Source organism: Rhodocista pekingensis, assembly GCF_042665545.1.
Classification (GTDB): Bacteria; Pseudomonadota; Alphaproteobacteria; order Azospirillales; family Azospirillaceae; genus Rhodocista; species Rhodocista pekingensis.
Map to the genome: position 1 here is coordinate 186796 of NZ_JBHTCM010000010.1, position 17310 is coordinate 204105.

The 17310-nt window shown below is 71.3% G+C and carries 17 protein-coding genes; 6 read left to right on the top strand and 11 right to left on the bottom strand.

Going from position 1 to position 17310, the window contains the following annotated elements; genetic code table 11:
* Window positions 1–23: 23 nt before the first annotated feature.
* The 5 genes from ACFQPS_RS09110 to efp form a co-directional block, all read right to left on the bottom strand.
* Window positions 24–1058, bottom strand: coding sequence for a peptidoglycan -binding protein (locus tag ACFQPS_RS09110; protein WP_377358329.1), 1035 nt, complete (start codon window positions 1056–1058; stop codon window positions 24–26).
* A gap of 3 nt (window positions 1059–1061) precedes the next feature.
* The gene (locus ACFQPS_RS09115; protein ID WP_377358330.1) at window positions 1062–2210 is read right to left on the bottom strand and encodes an FUSC family protein; all 1149 of its coding nucleotides are present in this window, start codon (window positions 2208–2210) and stop codon (window positions 1062–1064) included.
* Window positions 2211–2383: 173 nt separating this feature from the next.
* Window positions 2384–3127, bottom strand: coding sequence for an OmpA family protein (locus ACFQPS_RS09120; protein WP_377358332.1), 744 nt, complete (start codon window positions 3125–3127; stop codon window positions 2384–2386).
* 140 nt (window positions 3128–3267) lie between these two features.
* Entirely contained in the window at window positions 3268–4131 is an 864-nt protein-coding gene (locus ACFQPS_RS09125) for an inositol monophosphatase family protein (protein WP_377358334.1), read from the bottom strand.
* 127 nt (window positions 4132–4258) lie between these two features.
* Entirely contained in the window at window positions 4259–4825 is a 567-nt protein-coding gene (gene efp, locus ACFQPS_RS09130) for an elongation factor P (RefSeq protein ID WP_377358335.1), read from the bottom strand.
* A gap of 227 nt (window positions 4826–5052) precedes the next feature.
* On the opposite strand from efp, the gene ACFQPS_RS09135 reads away from it, so the two are divergent.
* The 4 genes from ACFQPS_RS09135 to ACFQPS_RS09150 are packed head-to-tail and all read left to right on the top strand — an operon-like array spanning window position 5053 to window position 8879.
* Complete coding sequence (locus ACFQPS_RS09135) at window positions 5053–5988, top strand: ABC transporter permease subunit (protein ID WP_377358337.1); 936 nt, start codon at window positions 5053–5055, stop codon at window positions 5986–5988.
* 4 nt (window positions 5989–5992) lie between these two features.
* Window positions 5993–7300 (top strand): high-affinity branched-chain amino acid ABC transporter permease LivM, encoded by a 1308-nt coding sequence (livM, locus tag ACFQPS_RS09140; RefSeq protein WP_377358338.1) that lies wholly within the window; start codon window positions 5993–5995, stop codon window positions 7298–7300.
* A complete protein-coding gene (gene livG, locus ACFQPS_RS09145) occupies window positions 7300–8163 on the top strand; it encodes a high-affinity branched-chain amino acid ABC transporter ATP-binding protein LivG (protein WP_377358340.1) in 864 nt (287 codons plus the stop codon). The genes livM and livG overlap by 1 nt, the downstream gene beginning before the upstream one ends.
* Before the next feature lie 2 nt (window positions 8164–8165).
* Window positions 8166–8879 carry an ABC transporter ATP-binding protein gene (locus tag ACFQPS_RS09150; RefSeq protein ID WP_377359560.1) on the top strand — a complete coding sequence of 238 codons (714 nt, stop codon included), beginning with the start codon at window positions 8166–8168 and terminating at the stop codon, window positions 8877–8879.
* 49 nt (window positions 8880–8928) lie between these two features.
* Here ACFQPS_RS09150 and ACFQPS_RS09155 read toward each other — a convergent pair whose 3' ends face one another.
* From ACFQPS_RS09155 to ACFQPS_RS09165, 3 genes are all read right to left on the bottom strand, one after another.
* Entirely contained in the window at window positions 8929–9546 is a 618-nt protein-coding gene (locus ACFQPS_RS09155; RefSeq protein WP_377358342.1) for a LysE family translocator, read from the bottom strand.
* 283 nt (window positions 9547–9829) lie between these two features.
* A complete protein-coding gene (locus ACFQPS_RS09160) occupies window positions 9830–11902 on the bottom strand; it encodes a methyl-accepting chemotaxis protein (protein ID WP_377358343.1) in 2073 nt (690 codons plus the stop codon).
* A 135-nt stretch (window positions 11903–12037) separates the two neighbouring features.
* Window positions 12038–13876: an ABC transporter transmembrane domain-containing protein gene (locus ACFQPS_RS09165; RefSeq protein WP_377358345.1), complete on the bottom strand. Its 1839-nt coding sequence runs from the start codon at window positions 13874–13876 to the stop codon at window positions 12038–12040.
* 169 nt (window positions 13877–14045) lie between these two features.
* On the opposite strand from ACFQPS_RS09165, the gene rpmE reads away from it, so the two are divergent.
* Window positions 14046–14267 carry a 50S ribosomal protein L31 gene (gene rpmE / locus ACFQPS_RS09170; RefSeq protein WP_012567019.1) on the top strand — a complete coding sequence of 74 codons (222 nt, stop codon included), beginning with the start codon at window positions 14046–14048 and terminating at the stop codon, window positions 14265–14267.
* A 163-nt stretch (window positions 14268–14430) separates the two neighbouring features.
* On the opposite strand, the gene ACFQPS_RS09175 is transcribed toward rpmE, so the two are convergent.
* On the bottom strand, window positions 14431–14832 hold the full coding sequence (locus ACFQPS_RS09175) for a DUF1465 family protein (RefSeq protein WP_012567020.1): 402 nt from the start codon (window positions 14830–14832) through the stop codon (window positions 14431–14433).
* 340 nt (window positions 14833–15172) lie between these two features.
* On the opposite strand from ACFQPS_RS09175, the gene ACFQPS_RS09180 reads away from it, so the two are divergent.
* A complete protein-coding gene (locus ACFQPS_RS09180) occupies window positions 15173–15631 on the top strand; it encodes an Hsp20 family protein (protein WP_377358347.1) in 459 nt (152 codons plus the stop codon).
* 324 nt (window positions 15632–15955) lie between these two features.
* On the opposite strand, the gene ACFQPS_RS09185 is transcribed toward ACFQPS_RS09180, so the two are convergent.
* Together ACFQPS_RS09185 and ACFQPS_RS09190 are read right to left on the bottom strand one after the other, a co-directional pair.
* On the bottom strand, window positions 15956–16804 hold the full coding sequence (locus tag ACFQPS_RS09185) for a hypothetical protein (RefSeq protein WP_377358349.1): 849 nt from the start codon (window positions 16802–16804) through the stop codon (window positions 15956–15958).
* Window positions 16801–17307 (bottom strand): sigma-70 family RNA polymerase sigma factor, encoded by a 507-nt coding sequence (locus ACFQPS_RS09190; RefSeq protein ID WP_377358351.1) that lies wholly within the window; start codon window positions 17305–17307, stop codon window positions 16801–16803. The genes ACFQPS_RS09185 and ACFQPS_RS09190 overlap by 4 nt, the downstream gene beginning before the upstream one ends.
* Between the last annotated feature and the right edge of the window lie 3 nt (window positions 17308–17310).

Consider the following 17310-nt stretch of genomic DNA (forward strand, 5'->3'; position numbering starts at 1 on the left):
CGGGCATGAACAGCGGGACGGCGCTAGCGCGCGTCCAGCTTGATCTCGATGCGGCGGTTGCGGGCCAGGGCTTCGGCCGAGCTGCCGGAGTCGAGCGGCTGGTACTGGCCGAAGCCGGCCGCGGCCAGCCGCCCGGCCGGGATGCCCTGATCGATCAGGAACTTCACCACCGCCGTGGCGCGCGCCGTCGAAAGCTCCCAGTTGCTGGGGAAGCGGGCGGAGCGGATCGGCACGCTGTCGGTGTGCCCGTCCACGCGCAGCACCCAGTCCACCTCCGGCGGCACCCGGGCCGCGATCTCCTTCAGCGTCTCCGCCAGCCGCGCCAGCCGGTCCTTGCCGGCCTCGCCCAGCTCGACGCTGCCGCTGCCGAACAGCACCTCCGACTGGAAGACGAAGCGGTCGCCCACGACGCGCACGTCGTCGCGCTCGCCCAGAACCTCGCGCAGGCGGCCGAAGAACTCCGAACGGTAGCGGGCAAGCTCCGTCACCTTGTCGGCCAGGGCGACGTTCAGGCGGTTGCCCAGATCGGCGATCTGCGCCTCCTGCTCCCGCCCCTTCCCCTCCGACACCTCCAGCGCCGCCGCCACCCGGGCGAGCTGCTCACGCAGGGCGGCGACCTGCTGGTTCAGCAGCTCCACCTGGGCGCGCGCCTCGCCGCCCAGCGCCCGCTCGGACTCCACACGGCCCGTCAGCTCGGCCTCGCGCGCGGCCAGGGCATCGCGCTCCCCGGCCAGGGCGGCGATGTCCGCCTGGAGCTGCTCCCCGCGGGCCAGGGTGCTGCGCAACCGGTCGGTCAGTTGCGCCACGTCGGCGCGCAGGGCGCCCGACGTCTCGCGCTCCAGCGCCAGCATGTCCGCCAGTTCGGCGATGCGGCGGTTGACCTCCGCAAGCTGCCGGTCGCGGCCCTGCAAGGCGCTGGACAGGTAGACCTGCGCCAGCACGAAGACCAGCAGCAGGAAGACGATCACCATCAGCAGGGAGGACAGCGCATCCACCCAGCCGGGCCAGATGTCCACCGTCGCCCCCCGCCCGCCGCGCCGGCCGCCGGTGCCGGGCATGGCTCAGCGCTCCCCGCCGTCGCCCAGCGCGGCGACGGTGCGCGCCAGGATGCGGATCTCGTTGCGCAGCTCGGCCACCGCCTCGGCCCGACCGCTGGAGCTGTCCTCCAGCAGCCGCGCGGTATACAATTCCAGGTTCCGGATGTGGGTGCGGGTCGCGTCGTCGATGCCCATGTTGACGCCGCCGGCCAGCGTCGCCGCCAGTTGCGCCAGCACCGGGCGCAGCTCCATCTGGCTTTCCGCCAGCCGGGCCATGAGCTGCTGCTCCGACCGCATCTGGTCGGCCAGCGCGGTGATCTTCTCCGTGAGCTGGGTCAGGTGGACGTTCTGCGTCCGCCGCCCCTCCTCCGCCGAGGCCATGGCGTACTGCAACCGCTCGATGCTCTCCGCCGTCGTCTCCAGCAGCGCCTGGACATAGGCCGGGACGGAACCGCCCTCCCCGCCGTCCCCGACGATCCCGCCGGACAGCCGGGTGGCCCCGGCCAGCCAGTCCTCAAGCTCGGCGTAGAAGCGGTTCTGCGCCTGTCCCGCCTGGAGTTCGAGGAAGCCCAGCACCAGCGAGCCGGCAAGGCCGAACAGCGAGGAGCTGAAGGCCGTGCCCATGCCGGCGAGCGGCGCCTGGAGCCCTTGTTGCAGATCCCCGAAGACGCTGCCGGCATCGGCCGCCGCGTCGATCCGCAGGCTGCCGATGACACCGCCGATGGCGCCGACCGTCTGCAACAGGCCCCAGAAGGTGCCCAGCAGGCCCAGGAAGATCAGCAGGCCGATGAGGTAGCGGCTGGTCTCGCGGCTTTCGTCCAGCCGGGCGCCGACGCCGTCCAGCAGCGAGCGGGTGGCGACCGCCGAGAGGCTGAGCCGCCCCTGCCGCTCGCCCAGCATCCGGGCCATGGGGGCCAGCAGGCGCGGGGCGGCCGGCGGCACCTCCCCGGCGCGGAAGGCGTCCAGCCAAGCCGCTTCCGGCCGCAGCATCAGCACCTGCCGGAAGATGAAGGCGATGCCCAGCAGCAGGACGACCAGGATCAGCCCGTTGAGGGCCGGATTGGCCAGGAAGGCGCGCGTAATCGCCGGAAAGAGCGCCGCCGCGACCGCGGCCACGGCGAGAAGGAACCCGGCCATCCGGCCGAGGAACCGCTGCGGGCGAGACATGGGCATGGTCCTGGCTCCCCTGCTGTGCCGGCCTGTGCCGGTCTTCTCCGTCTCCTGACGGCTTCTCCTGTGCCGGCCTCGCTTCTGCCGGCCTCGCTTCTGCCGGCCGTCACCGACCTCTGCCGGGCCGGCCCGTCCCTGCGGACGGTGACACTGTGGATGGCGGCACTGTGGATCGCTCAGCGCCGGAAGGAAAGCTCAACCCGGTCGGCTCCCCCTTCGGCGCCGTCGGTGCCGAGGGCGAAGACCAGCATCCGCTGCTTCGGCACGCCCAGCGCCATCAGCCGCGCCCGCACGGCGAGCGCGCGGGCCAGCGCCAGCCGGCGCGCCCCCGTCTCCCCGTCGGCCCCCAGGGCCGCATGCGCGCGCAGCTCCAGCCGGTCGCCCGGTGCTTCGGCCAGCCGCCGGGCCACGCCCTGGAGCACCGTATCGGCCGCGGCGCCGAGTCCGTCGGAACCGGGGGCGAAGTCGATCGCCACGGCGGCACGGCCGGCCACCTCCACCGGCACGGGGCCGGGGGCGACGCGGGTCTCCGGCGGCGGCGGCAGGTCCGTCCGCGGTGCGGGCGGCACGCCTTCCGGGTCCGTCGCGGGGGGAATCGGGGTGACTTCCGGCAGATAGGCCGGCGGCGCCTTGATCAGGCCGGTCCGCTGGCCGGGCTTCGGCGCCGCGGGCGTGGCCGGGGTCTCCACCGCGGGCGGCGGCGGCACGGGCGGCTTGCGGCCGGGCACCCGCACCGCGGCGGCCGGGGCAGCGGGACCCGTGGCGGCCGGGGCAGCGGGACCCGTGGCGGCCGGAGCCGTTGCGGCCGCGTCGCCGGTCTGCGCCCGCGCCGGGCTCAGGGCGAGCAGCGCGGCGAGGCCGGCGGCACAGAGGAGGCCACGGCGCACCGGGGCACGGAAGGGGGAACGGTTCTGCTGCACGCTGTGCATCGGAGCCCGGAAATGTGGCTGCACCATGGTCCGGTGCCCTGGTCTGCCCGGGTTGGTCCGGCCGGAACTGTCCAGCGGGACGGTCCGGCCCCCCGCAGGTCCGCCGCCCGGGCGGCGGACCGGGGCCGGCGTCAGCCGGCGCTGCCGCCCGCGGCCGTCGGTGCTGCGGCCGTCGGTGCTGCGGCCGGCTTGGCCTTCGGCTTCATGGCATTGCGCAGCAGCGTGCCGAGCGGCAGGTGCAGGTGCGGGTTCGCCGCCAGCACGCTCTGCCCCGCGGCCGGATTGCGGCCGCCGCCGATCTCGGTGACGAAGCCGCCCGCCTCGGACACCAGCAGCACGCCGGCCGCCACGTCCCAGGGGTTGAGGTCCGTCTCCCAGTAGGCGTCGAAGCGGCCCGCCGCCGTGTAGGCAAGGTCGAGCGCCGCCGAGCCCAGGCGGCGGATGCCCGACACCTCGGGCATCACGGCGGCGAGCTGGGCCATGAAGCCCTGGAAGTCGCCGTGCCCCTTGAACGGGATGCCGGTGGCGACCAGCGCGTCGGGCAGGTTGCGCCGGGCCGAGACGCGCAGGCGCTGATGGTTCAGGAAGGCGCCCTGCCCCTTCTCCGCCCAGAACATCTCGTCGTGCGTCGGCTCGTAGACGACGCCGGCGACGATCTCGCCCTCGCGCTCCAGCGCGATGGAGATGGCCCAGTGCGGCAGGCCGTGCAGGAAGTTCGTGGTGCCGTCCAGCGGGTCGATGATCCAGCGGCTGCTCTTGTCGCGGCCCTCGACCGTGCCGGACTCCTCCATCAGGAAGCCGAAATCGGGGCGGGCGCGGGCCAGCTCGTCGCGGACCATGCGCTCGGCCTTGCGGTCGGCGGCGGAGACGAAGTCCGCCGGGCCCTTGCGGCTGACCTGGAGCTGCTCGACCTCGCCGAAGTCGCGCAGCAGGGCGCGGCCGGCCTTCTCGGCGGCGCGGGCCATGACATTGATGACGGCCGAACGGGCGGCCATGGGCAACTCCTCAAAATGCGGACGGGCACCCTCTCGCGTGCGAGGGCGCCCGTCGGGAACAGTCGGGACCGGGGCGTCGCGCGCCGCGGACGGCGCCGCCGGGCGCCGCGGGAGGCGCGCAGCCGGATCAGTCCTTCGCGCGCTCCAGATAGGTGCCGTCCTCGACATTGACCACGATGCGGGTGCCGGCATCGACATGCGGCGGCACCAGCACGCGGACGCCGTTCTCCAGCACCGCCGGCTTGTAGGAGGAGGAGGCCGTCTGGCCCTTCACGACCGGGTCGGCCTCGACGATGCGCAGGGTGACGGTCTGCGGCAGCTCGACCGAGAGCGGCGCGCCCTCGAAGGACTGGACGACGACTTCCATGCCGTCCTGGAGAAAGACCTTGCCATCGCCGATCACGTCACCGGGGATGGTGACCTGCTCGAACGTCTCCTTGTCCATGAAGGTGTACTGGTCGCCCTCGGCGAACAGGAAGGACATCTCGTGCTCGTCCAGGCGGGCGCGCTCCACCGTCTCCTGCGTGCGGAAGCGCATCGACGTCTTGGTGCCGGTCCGCACGTCCTTCATTTCAAGCTGGATGAAGGCGCCGCCCTTTCCGGGCTGTACGATGTTGGCCGCCGTAATGACGTAGAGCTTGCCGCCATCCTCCAGGATGTGGCCCTTCCGCATGGTGTTCGCGTTGACCTTCATGGCACTGTCTTTCACGTGGACTTGAAGCGGCGCGGAACCTACCAGCAAGCTGCGGGACAGGCAACGCCGGGCCGCGCAGCCCCGTCCTGCACAACCGCGGAACGCGGGAAAAGCGATGCCGGCCGGGCACTTCGGCCGGTCTGCGGCTTGAACGGGGGCGATCCGTCGGATAGGGTTCGCGCCCAATCAGAAAGCCCGGATCACGGGCTTCAGGGCATGGGGACTTCATGGACGGTGCAGCGCTGGGGCTGGGGACATTCCTCCAGCACCTGATCAATGGGTTAACGCTGGGGGCGATCTACGGTCTGATCGCCATCGGCTACACGATGGTCTACGGCATCATCCGCATGATCAATTTCGCCCACGGCGAAATCTACATGCTGGGGGCCTTCGTCGCGGTGACGGGCTTCACACTGCTGTCGGCGGCGGGCGTGCAGTCGGTGGCGCTGGGTCTGATCGTCGTGCTGGCGGCCTCGATCCTGTTCACCGCCGCCTATGGCTGGACGGTGGAGCGTGTCGCCTACCGCCCCCTGCGCGGGTCGGGCCGGCTGGCGCCGCTGATCAGCGCCATCGGCATGTCGATCTTCCTCCAGAACTACGTGATGCTGACCCAGGGCGCACGGCCGAAGCCGTTGCAGCCGGTGCTGTCGGGCGGCGTCACCCTCTGGCAGGGGGAGACCTTCACGCTGGGCGTCACCTACATCCAGGCCTTCATCATCGTGCTGACCGTGGCGCTGATGGCGTCCTTCACCCTGCTGATCGCGCGCACGCCGCTGGGCCGGGCGCAGCGGGCCTGTGAGCAGGACCGGACCATGGCGGCGCTGCTGGGCATCAACGTGGACCGCACCATCAGCCTGACCTTCGTGATGGGCGCCTCGCTGGCTGCCGTCGCGGGCGTGCTGGTGACCATGTACTATGGTGTCGTGGACTTCTACATCGGCTTCCTGGCCGGGCTGAAGGCCTTCACCGCGGCCGTGCTGGGCGGCATCGGCTCGCTGCCGGGCGCCATGCTGGGCGGCCTGCTGATCGGGCTGATCGAGGCGTTCTTCACCGGCTATGTCTCCGGTGCCTACAAGGACGTGGCTGCGTTCTCCATCCTGATCCTGGTGCTGGTGCTGCGGCCGACGGGCCTGCTCGGCCGCCCCGATATCGAGAAGGTGTGAGCCGATGCAGCCTGCACCGACCCTCGCCGCCCGCCTCAAGGATGCCGGCCTCGCCGCCGGCGTGGCGCTGCTGCTGGCGATCCCCTTCATCGGCCTGACCACGGTCAACACCGACCAGGGCCTGTCCGTCGCCACCCGCTGGCCCTGGGTCGGCTACGCCGTGGCGGCGGTCTTCGCCGGCCGGCTGCTGGCGGGCTATCTGCGCGACGCCCTGGCCGGCCGCGCCAAGGCCGCTTCCTCGGCGCGCAGCGTGCTGCCGACGGGCGACACGGCGCGGCGGATCGGCCGCGGCCTCGTGCTCGCCGGCATCGGCTTCGCCGTGGTGATGCCGTTCCTGCCCTTCAGCGACCGCTACATCCTGGACCTGGGCACCACGGCCCTGATCTACGTGCTGCTGGGCATGGGGCTGAACGTGACGGTGGGGCTGGCGGGCCTGCTGGATTTGGGCTTCGTCGCCTTCTACGCCATCGGCGCCTACACCTTCGCCCTGCTGGCGAAGTTTGCCGGGCTGGGCTTCTGGCTCAGCCTGCCGCTCTCCGGGCTGGTCGCGGCGCTGTTCGCGGTGCTGCTGTCGCTGCCGATCCTGCGGCTGCGCGGCGACTATCTGGCGATCGTGACGCTGGGCTTCGGCGAGATCACCCGCATCGTCATCCTGAACTGGCAGAGCCTGACCGGCGGCCCGAACGGCGTTCCCGGCATTCCGCGGCCGTCGCTGTTCGGCATCTCCTTCGAGCGCCGCCCGCCGGAGGGGCAGGTCAGCTTCCATGAGCTGACCGGCATCGCGTTCTCCAGCGAGCACCGGATGATGTTCCTCTACTTCATCATCCTGGTGCTGGTGCTGGCGGCATCCTGGGCCGTCTGGCGGCTGCGCCGGCTGCCCATCGGCCGCGCCTGGGAGGCCCTGCGCGAGGACGAGATCGCCTGCCGCAGCCTGGGCATCAACCCCACCGCCGCGAAGGTGTCGGCCTATGCCACGGGGGCGATGCTGGGCGGGCTGGCGGGCTGCTTCTTCTCCGCCCGGCAGGGCTTTGTCAGCCCGGAGAGCTTCACCTTCATCGAGAGCGCCATCATCCTGGCCATCGTCGTGCTGGGCGGCATGGGCAGCCAGGTCGGCGTCGTCATCGCGGCGCTGTTCATCGTGCTGCTGCCGGAATTCGCCCGCGAGTTCGCGGACTACCGCATGCTGCTGTTCGGGGCGGCCATGATCCTGATCATGGTCTGGCGTCCGGGCGGGCTGCTGTCGGGCCGCGACCCGACCCTGCGCCTGTCCGACCGCCGCAGCCCCCCGCCCGCCGCGACGGAGAGCCTGTGATGGCCGCCCCCACGACGACGCCTCCGCTGCTGGAGGTCACCGGCCTGACCATGCGCTTCGGCGGTCTGGTCGCGGTGGACAACCTGAACCTGACGGCACGCGGGTCCGACATCACCGCCGTGATCGGCCCCAACGGTGCCGGCAAGACCACCGTCTTCAACTGCCTGACCGGCTTCTACCGGCCCTCCGCCGGACGGCTGCTGCTGCGCCATCCGAAGCGCGGCGCGGTGGAGTTGCAGGCCCTGCCCGGCTATGCCGTGGCGCGCATGGGGGTGGTCCGCACCTTCCAGAACATCCGCCTGTTCCCCCGCATGTCGGTGCTGGAGAACCTGCTGGTGGCGCAGCACACGGGCCTGATGCGGCAGTCGGGCTACGGCGTCGCCGGCCTGCTGAACCTGCCGGTCTGGCGCCGGGCCGAGGCCGCGGCCGTGGAGCGGGCGCGGGTCTGGCTGGATCGGCTGGACCTGCTGTCCGTCGCCGACGAGGAGGCGGGAAACCTGTCCTACGGCGTCCAGCGGCGGGTGGAGATCGCCCGCGCCATGAGCACGGACCCGCTGCTGCTCTGCCTGGACGAGCCGGCCGCCGGCCTGAATCCCAGGGAGACCGCGGCGCTGGGCGACCTGCTGCTGACCATCCGGGGCGAGTTCGGCACCGGCATCCTGCTGATCGAGCACGACATGAGTCTGGTGATGCGCATCTCCGACCGCATCCATGTGGTCGATCACGGCAAGAAGATCGCCGAGGGCACGCCCGAGGAGATCCGCAGCGACGACCGGGTCATCAAGGCCTATCTGGGCGAACCGGAGGAAGAGGAGATCCCGCCCGAGGTGGCGCAGGACCTTGAGGCGGAGGGGCGGCTATGACCATGCTCAGCCTGACGGGCGTGCGCACCAACTACGGCCCCATCGAGGCCCTGCGCGGCGTGGACGTGACGGTGAACCAGGGTGAGATCGTCACCCTGATCGGCGCCAACGGCGCCGGCAAGTCCACGCTGCTGATGACCATCTGCGGCAATCCGAAGCCCGCGGCGGGCAGCATCGTCTTCGAGGGGCGGGACATCGTCAGCCTGCCCCCGCACGAGACGGCGCGGCTGGGCATCGCCCAGGTGCCGGAGGGCCGGCGCATCTTCCCGCGCATGACGGTGTTCGAGAATCTCCAGCTCGGCGCCACCCTGGCGGACCCGGCCCATTTCGAGGCGGACCTGGACTACTGCTACGGCCTGTTCCCCATCCTGAAGCAGCGCAGCGAGCAGCGCGCCGGCACGCTGTCGGGCGGTGAGCAGCAGATGCTCGCCATCTCGCGCGCGCTGATGAGCCGGCCGCGCCTGCTGCTGCTGGACGAGCCCTCGCTGGGGCTGGCGCCGCTGATCATCCGGCGCATCTTCGACGTCATCGCCGAGCTGAACCGCAGCCGCGGCATGACCATCCTGCTGGTCGAGCAGAACGCCTACCACGCCCTGAAGCTGGCCCACCGGGCCTATGTGCTGCAACAGGGGCTGGTGGTGATGCAGGGCCCCGGCCCGGAACTGCTGGCCAATCCGGAGGTGCGGGCGGCCTATCTGGAGGGCGGGGCGCACTGACGCGCCCCGTTACTGACTCGCCCCGTTGCGGCTCCCCGGTCCGCGCCGTTCAGCGGCGCAGGGCGAGCGCGAGGCCGGTGCCGATCATCGCGGTGCCGGCCGTGCGGTTCATCCAGCGCACCCGGCGCGGGCTGGTCAGCAGCCCCCGCGCCTGCGCCGCCGTCCGGGCGTAGACGACCACCACCCCGCCGACGACGACCGTGACCAACCCGGCCAGGACCGCCATGTCCGCCGGCCCGATCCGGGTCACGTCGATGAAGCTGGGCAGGAAGCCCATGTAGAAGATGATGGCCTTGGGGTTGCCCAGCGTGACGGCGAGGCCCGCCAGGAAGGTGCGGGCGAGGCCCCTGCCCGTCTCCGGCCCGGCGGCGGACGGCAGCACCGGCTCGGCCCGCCATGCCTTGATGCCCAGCCAGAGGATGTAGGCGGCCCCGGCCAGCTTCACGGCCAGGAACAGCTCGCCCATGGCCTGGGCCAGCAGCGCCATCCCCTGCACCGCCAGCGTCATGTAGACGAGATCGCCCAGCACCAGCCCGGCCCCGAGCGCGAGCCCGGCGCGGAAACCCCGGGCGATGGCGCAGGACATGACGGCCAGGATGCCGGGACCCGGCGTGGCGGCGAAGATGGCCAGGGCAAGCGCCAGGGCGAGGGAGGATTCGAGGGTCATGCGGGGGCTCGGGCGCAGGAGGATGGCGGCGGCCTGATGCGCCGCACCGGATTGTGCGCCGCAGCAGAAGGCTATCCCCTTCCGCGCCCGGCGGGAAGGGGCTCCGACTCCACGGGGCCGGGACGCTTCGCTGTCTGCCGTCCCGGCCCGTTCTGAAGTTCCCCCGCCGCCCGGGTAACCGGCGGGCGGCGGGGCTCCAGAGACAACCGTCCTTCCCTCCCAGGACCGGGGGACCCGCGTCGGGTGCGGCCCCCGGTCCGTTCCTTCCGCCTTTCGCGGTTGCCTACGCCGCGTTCAGGTTCTCGACGAAGCGGCGGACCTGGTTGCGCATGGTGGCCAGTTCCTGTTCCAGCGCGGCGATGCGCTGTTGCAGGGCGCCGGCCGATTCCCCGCTGCTGTGCGCCAGATCGGCGACGCTGCGGACGCTGGTCTTCAACTGCCCGGTGCCGCCGGCCGCGGCGGCCACGGCGCGGCTGATCTCCGTCGTCGCCGCATTCTGCTCCTCCACCGCCGCGGCGATGGAAGCGCTGATCTGGCTGACGGTCTGGATCACCTGGGCGATCTCGTTGATCTCGCTGGCCGCGGAACCGGTCGAGGACTGGATCGCCTGGACCTGCTGGGAAATCTCCTCCGTCGCCTTCGCGGTCTGGTTGGCGAGGCTCTTCACCTCGCTCGCCACGACGGCGAAGCCCTTGCCGGCCTCCCCGGCCCGCGCCGCCTCGATCGTCGCGTTCAGCGCCAGCAGGTTCGTCTGGCTGGCGATCTCGGAGATCAGGGTGACGACGTCGCCGATCTTCTGCGCCGCATCGACCAGCAGGGAGACCTGGGAGACGGTGGTGCTGGCCCGGCTGGCCGCATCGTCGGCGACCCGGTTGGAGTTCTGCGCCTGACCGCTGATCTCGCGGATGCTGGCCGCCAGTTCCTCCACCGCCGCTGCGACGGTCTGCACGTTGCCGCTGACGTCTTCGGCCGATTCGGCGAGCGCCTGACTGGTGACGGCGTTCGACTGGGCCGCCTCCGCCATGTCGTCCACGGCACCGGCCATGGCCTCGGCGGTCTGGCCGACGCCATCGATGGAGCGGCCGACCTCGCGGTCGAACTCCTGGGCGATGGCGCGGCGGGCCCGCAGCCGCTCCTGCTCGGACTCCTTGGCCTGCCGGGCCTGTTCGGCTTCCAGCGCACGCTTGGCCTGGGCCTCCTTGCGGAAGGTCAGGACCGCGGCCGCCATGCGGCCGATCTCGTCGCCCCGGTCCATTGCCGGGATCTCGACCGACAGGTCGCCCGCCGCCAGCCGCTGCATGGTCGCGGTCATGCCCACGATGGGCCGGCTGATCGAGCGGGCGACGAGGAACAGCACCAGCACGCCGAGCAGCAGCGTCAGGGCGCCGACGAGCAGCATTCCGTTGCGGGTGGTAAGGGCATCGGCCAGCAGGGCCCGCTCCGGCACGATCAGTCCGAAGGCCCAGGTGGCATCCACCCCGTCGAAGCGGACCGGCACCATCACGGCGACCATGCCCTCGCCGTTGGCGGAGTCGGTGAAGCGGGCCGACGATACCTCGGCCGCGGCCAGTCCGGCCCGCGCCTCACGGATCGCCGCATCGGCGCTGTCCTTGCCGACCTTGGCGGCATCGGGATGGGCGACCCACTTGCCGTCATCGCTGAGCAGGACCGCATGGCCCACACCGAAGGGGCGGACCCGGGCCAGCGTCTCGTTCACGGTGGCCAGGGCCACGTCCACGGTGGCGATGCCGCGCGGCACGCCGCCCTTGTCGAAGATCGGGGTGGACGCCGTGACCATCAGCACGTCCCGACCTTCGACCGGATAGGTGTAGGGAGAGGTCAGGACGATCCGCTTCTCCCGCATCGGCCGCTGATACCAGCCGTCGGTGTCCTCCGGCTTCGACATGTCCAGCATCTCCATGCCGACGCCCCCCGGGGTGCGGTAGAAGTAGGGGACGAAGCGGCCCTGAGCATCGCTCAGGGGATGCCCGACGAAGCGCGAGTCGTTGCCTTCCGGGAAGCCCGGATCGAAGGCGATGGTGACTCCGAAGAACTGGTCGCTGAGGCCGAGGGCTGACCGCGCCATCTCCCCCAGATCGTCGCGCTCGGCGCGGTCGGCCTGGACCAGGGCGGTGACGCTGCGCCCGATACCCTGTACGGCGGTGACGGCGCGGCCCACCGTATCGTGGACGATGCGGGCTTCCGCGGCGGCCTGCTGCCGGAGAAGCCCCAGGGCGAGGGAGCGTGCCTCGCCCATCTGAGCATAGTTCGCGTAGAGAACCAGGGCGCCCAGGCCGGTCACGAAGACGGCCAGAACGGACACCATGATCCGCATGCCCAGGGAGAGCTTCGACATCAGTCACCTCGATTGGGAGCGCCGATGTCTACAATTTAGTCTTTATTGCCCGTTCCGGCATTCTGACCGGACGGACAGGTGGCGCCCCCCCGGAGAACCGGGAAACTCCCGCAGCGCCGAGCCACGGACGGGGCGTCAGACGACGGCGGCGCCGGCCGTCCGCTGGTCGAACTGCAAGGCGGCGAGGCGGGCATAGAGCCCCTCCTGGCGCAGCAGTTCGGCATGGGTGCCGCTGGCGACGACGCGGCCGGCATCCAGCACGACGATGCGGTCGGCGTTCAGCACGGTGGCGAGGCGGTGCGCGATGATGAGCGTGGTGCGGTCCTTCATCAGGTCCTCCAGCGCCTCCTGCACGGCGCGTTCGCTCTCCGCATCCAGTGCCGAGGTCGCCTCGTCCAGCAGCAGCAGCGGCGGGTTGCGCAGCAGCGCGCGGGCGATGGCCACCCGCTGGCGCTGGCCGCCGGAGAGCCGCACCCCCTTCTCCCCCAGGAAGGTGTCGAAGCCCTGCGGCAGCGCCTCCAGGAAGTCCAGCGCGTGCGCCGCGCGGGCGGCCTCCCGTACCTCCGCGTCGCTCGCCTCGGGGCGGCCGTAGCGGATGTTCTCCATCGCGTTGGTGGAGAAGATCACCGGGTCCTGTGGCACGATGCCGATGCGCGCACGCACCTCGGCGGGATCGGCCTCGCGGATGTCCACCCCGTCCAGCAGGATACGGCCCGACCGCGGGTCGTAGAAGCGCAGCAGAAGCTGGAACACGGTGCTCTTGCCGGCCCCGCTGGGGCCGACCAGGGCCACCGTCTCGCCCGGCCTGACCTCAAGCTCCAGCCCGTTCAGCGCGGCGTCCCTGGGCCGGGAGGGATAGTGGAAGACGACGTTGTCGAAGCGGACCGCCCCTTCCGCCGGCCGGGGCAGCGGCTTCGGATCGGCCGGGGCCCGGATCTCCGGCTCCGTCGCCAGCAGGTCGAACAGGCGTTCCGTGGCCCCGGCGGCGCGGGCGAGGTCGCCCATCACCTCCGACAGGGCGCCGACGGCGCCGGCCACGACCACCGCATAGAAGATGAAGGCCGACAGCTCGCCGGCGCTGATCTCGCCGCTGATGACGGCATGCCCGCCGATCCAGAGCACCGTGCCGATGGCACCGAACACCAGCACGATCACCAGCATGGTCAGCCATGCCCGCGCCCGCACCCGGTCCATGGCGACGCTCACCGCGTCCTCCACCCGGGAGGAGAAGCGCTGCCGCTCCAGCGTCTCGCGGCAGAACGCCTGCACCGTGCGGATGCCGCCCAATGCCTCGTCCACCGCCTGCGCCACGTCGGCCACGCGGTCCTGGCTGGCCCGCGACAGGGCCCGCACCCGGCGCCCGAAGACGACGATGGGCAGCACCACCGCCGGCACCACCAGCAGCACCATGCCCGCCAGCTTCGGGCTGGTCACCACCAGCAGCACGATGCCGCCCACCAGCAGCAGGGAGTTGCGCAGGGCGATGGAGATGGTGGAGCCGACGACGACCTGGAGCAGCGTCGTGTCCGTCGTCAGGCGCGACTGCACCTCGCTGGTCCGCGTCACCTCGAAGAAGGCGGGGGACAGGCTGACGATATGGTCGAACACCGTCTTGCGCAGGTCGGCCACCACCCGTTCGCCGACGAAGGAGACAAGGTAGAAGCGCCCGAAGGTGGAGGCGCCCAGCAGCACGATCACCGAGAGCAGAACCAGCAGCGCCTGGTCCAGCACCGCCCCGTCGGCCTGGGCGATGCCCTGGTCCACCAGATACTGGAGCCCCTTGCCCAGCCCCAGCACGGTGCCGGCGGCGACCAGCAGCGACAGGCAGGCCAGCGCGATGGCGCCCCGGTACGGCGTCAGGAAGGGCAGCAGGCGCCGGAGCGGTTTGAGGTCGCGGCGCCGGGCGGTGGCGGTCTTCTGGTCGTCGGCCGGAGACCGGCCGGCTTCGGCGTAGCTCGGTTCGCGGAAGACCAAGGGGCGGCTCCAGAGGCTTCGCTGTGCATGCCGGACCTGCCGGCGCCCCCTTGCTAACGGGATGAGGGGACAAGAGCAACACCGGAGCCTGCAATCATCATCATCCGGACGGTTGCACCGGCATGAGGCTTTGGCTATATACGGCGCTTCGTTTTGGGGACCGCCGATCATGAAGCCTGAGATTCACCCGGAATATCACGAGATCACCGTCGTCATGACCGACGGCAGCTCGTTCAAGACCCGTACCACCTGGGGCAAGCCCGGCGACACCATGCGCCTGGACATCGACCCGAAGTCCCACCCGGCGTGGACGGGCGTGCAGAAGCTGGTCGACACCGGCGGCCAGATCGCCAAGTTCAACAAGCGCTTCTCCAACTTCGGCCTGAAGTAAGGCCGGACCGGAGTCCGCTTTGCACCGGAAGGGCGCCGCGGCTTGCCGCGGGCGCCCTTTTCGTGTTGCCGGAATCTGTGACGCCGTATCCGTGGTGGTCATGTCCGGGCGCCGGAACGGTGCGCCGGCAAAGGGTGCCCCGCGTCAGTGACAAGGGCACCCGTCAGGCGACGTTGCGCCGGACCATCTCGTCCAGGCGGGCCACCCGGACGTAGAGCCCGTGGCTGCGGTCCAGCAGCGAGCGCAGGCCGCCGGGCAGCAGTTCGCTTTCCGGACCGGACGGTTCGGAACAGATATGGCCGCCGGACAGGGCGTATTCGTCGGACGCCGCCTGTTCCTGCGTCATCTCCCCCGCATGCACGGCCTTCTGCGCCAGCAGCCACGCCATCACCTGGGTCAGCCGGGTGGTGACGCGCATCGCCTCATAGCTGGCCTGAAGCCGGAGGTGGGGCGGCAGCTTCGCCTGGTCCGCCGCCTCATGATGCGCGACGTAGTTCCGCGCCTCCAGGAGCAGAGCCATCGTCTCGTCGTAGGTGCGGTTGAAGAACGCGGTCGGGCCACCCACACTCGGTCCTTTCACCGGGACAGCCCCGGCCTCCGGAAACTCTAGAGTTTAAACGCCGAAACATGCAACCGTTCCGGAACGGGCGTGGTGGTGATACATGCGACAGGAGCAACCGGAAGGCGCCGGAGCCACACCCGGAGGCCGCCTCCTGCCCCCTCTTGACGCCGCTGGAGCGCCTTCCCATCTCGAAGAGCGTCGGCGGATGCCCGCCCGGGGTCCCCGACAGACACCTGAAAGTACAGGCAGAAATGCCGGTACAGACTGTCATCGACGCACCCCAGGGGGATCGCCCGCAGGCGGGGACCTTCCATCGGGGTATCGCTCACGAAGGAGGATATCCATGCGTAGCTACGACCTGTCGCCGCTGTTCCGTTCCACCGTCGGCTTCGACCGCCTGACCCGTCTCATGGAGTCGGCCCTGAACACCGACGAGGCCGGCACCGGCTACCCGCCCTACAACATCGAGAAGCTGGACGACGACCATTACCGGATCACCATGGCCGTCGCGGGCTTCCGCCCCGAGGATCTGGAGATCACGGCGCATCCGAACCTGCTGGTCATCCAGGGCAAGGCCAACAAGGAAGGCGAGGCGGGGAACTATCTCTACCGCGGCATCGCCGGCCGGGCCTTCGAGCGCCGCTTCCAGCTTGCCGACCATATCCGCGTCTCCGACGCGACCCTGGAGCATGGCCTGCTGAGCGTGGAGCTGGTCCGCGAGGTGCCCGAGGCCATGAAGCCCCGCACCATCCGCATCGCCACCGCCAGCAGCCCGGCGACTCTGGAGGCCCGCGCGGCCTGACGCCCGCGCCCCTTCTCTCCAGGCGCCCCCGAACCGGGGGCTTTCGGCAACGGGCCGGAACGCGAACGGGGACGGCATGACGCCGTCCCCGTTTCCCGAACCGCCTGTCAAGACACCGGACCGCCGCAGGGTCCTGGAGACCATGCCGACCGTCGCGGGCCTTGCACGGCGTGGGGCCGCTTTTCCGCGGTCCCCTTTTTGTTGCCCCGCCCGTTCAACTCGCACTCGAACAATGCGGTAACGGTATGCAGGGCCTGACAGAGTCGTCAAGCCGAACAAGCAGCCTTGTTAGCCATATCGTCATAATTCCGCATTGTTGTGTCCTCACATCCCCGGTCGATGGACCGCCGGGTGCAACGACGCGGCCCGCGGCGGCGCCAGTGCACGCCGCGGATGTGCCCCGTCGGGGCTGAGCCCGGCATGCACCGCATCGGCAAGGCGCAGCAGTTCGCCCCGGCCCAGATCGCCGACCAGCGCATAGCCGAGTTCCCCGTCCAGCCAGGTGAAGAGCGTCCGGCTGCCCTGACGCATGTAGCTGAAGGTTCCCTCCGCGGCCTCCGCAGGTGGCCCGACGATCAGGCTGACATGCCGGGCGCCACCCGCCTCCCGGTACACGAACTGCAACCCGGCCCGGTCGCCGAGCGGCACCGGGCGCCGGCGGTCCAGCCGCCAGCCGAGCGGCGACAGATCGGGGGGCCGCACCCCCGCCAGCACCCCCGTCGCCGCCGGGATCGCCCCGCCGGCATCGGCGACCGTCCGGGCGTGCGCCTCCAGGGCAGACCGGGAGAACCCGTAGAAATCCGCCCCGCCCGGCCCGGCGCGCCAGCCCGGCAGAACCGCCACGGCCAGCAGGGCCGCAGCACAGAGCGCACCGGCCAGGACGACCCGCCCCCCGCGGCGGAACGGCGACGGCGGGCGCACCTGCCGCGCCAGACCTGCCGTCTCGCGCCGCCAGGCCTCGAACGCCGCCCGGGGGACGGGTCCCGCCCCTTCCCCCGCGCCGAACAGCGCCCGCAGGCCCTCGTTCTGTGCCTGCCATGCGGCGACCCGGGCTGCCGCCGCCGGATTGGCGGCAAGGTAGGCCAGCACGACGGCCCGGCGGGCCGGCGGCAGGGCACCGTCCACCAGTTCGTGCAGTTCCTCCTCCGCCACCGGCGGCGGCCGCCCGATCATTTCACCCTCCGCAGCCTCGGGGCCTCGCGGGCCAGATGCTGGCGCAGCGCCTCCCGCGCCCGCGACAGGCGGGACATGACGGTGCCGACGGGGATGCCCAGCACCGTCGCCACCTCCTCGTACCGCAGCCCCTCCAGGGCCACCAGCAGCAGCACCTGCCGCTGCTCCGGCGGCAGCAGGGCCAGCCCGCGGGCCATGTCGCGCAGTTCCATGTGGTCGTCCTGGCCGGCGGGGGTGGCGACGTGCAGGGCCGCGTCGCCGACGGGGGTGACGGCGGGGGCCGTCACCTTGCGCCGGACATGGTTGGCATGGAGGTTGTGCAGGATGGTGAAGAGCCAGGCGCGCAGATTGGTGCCCGGCTGGAACCTGTCGGACCGGGACAGGGCGCGCGTCAGCGCGTCCTGGACGAGATCGTCGGCATCCGTCCGGTCACGCAGGAGAGCCCGGGCATAGCGGCGCAGCGGCCCGATATGCTGCTCGATCTCCGCACCGAATTCGGTCATGCC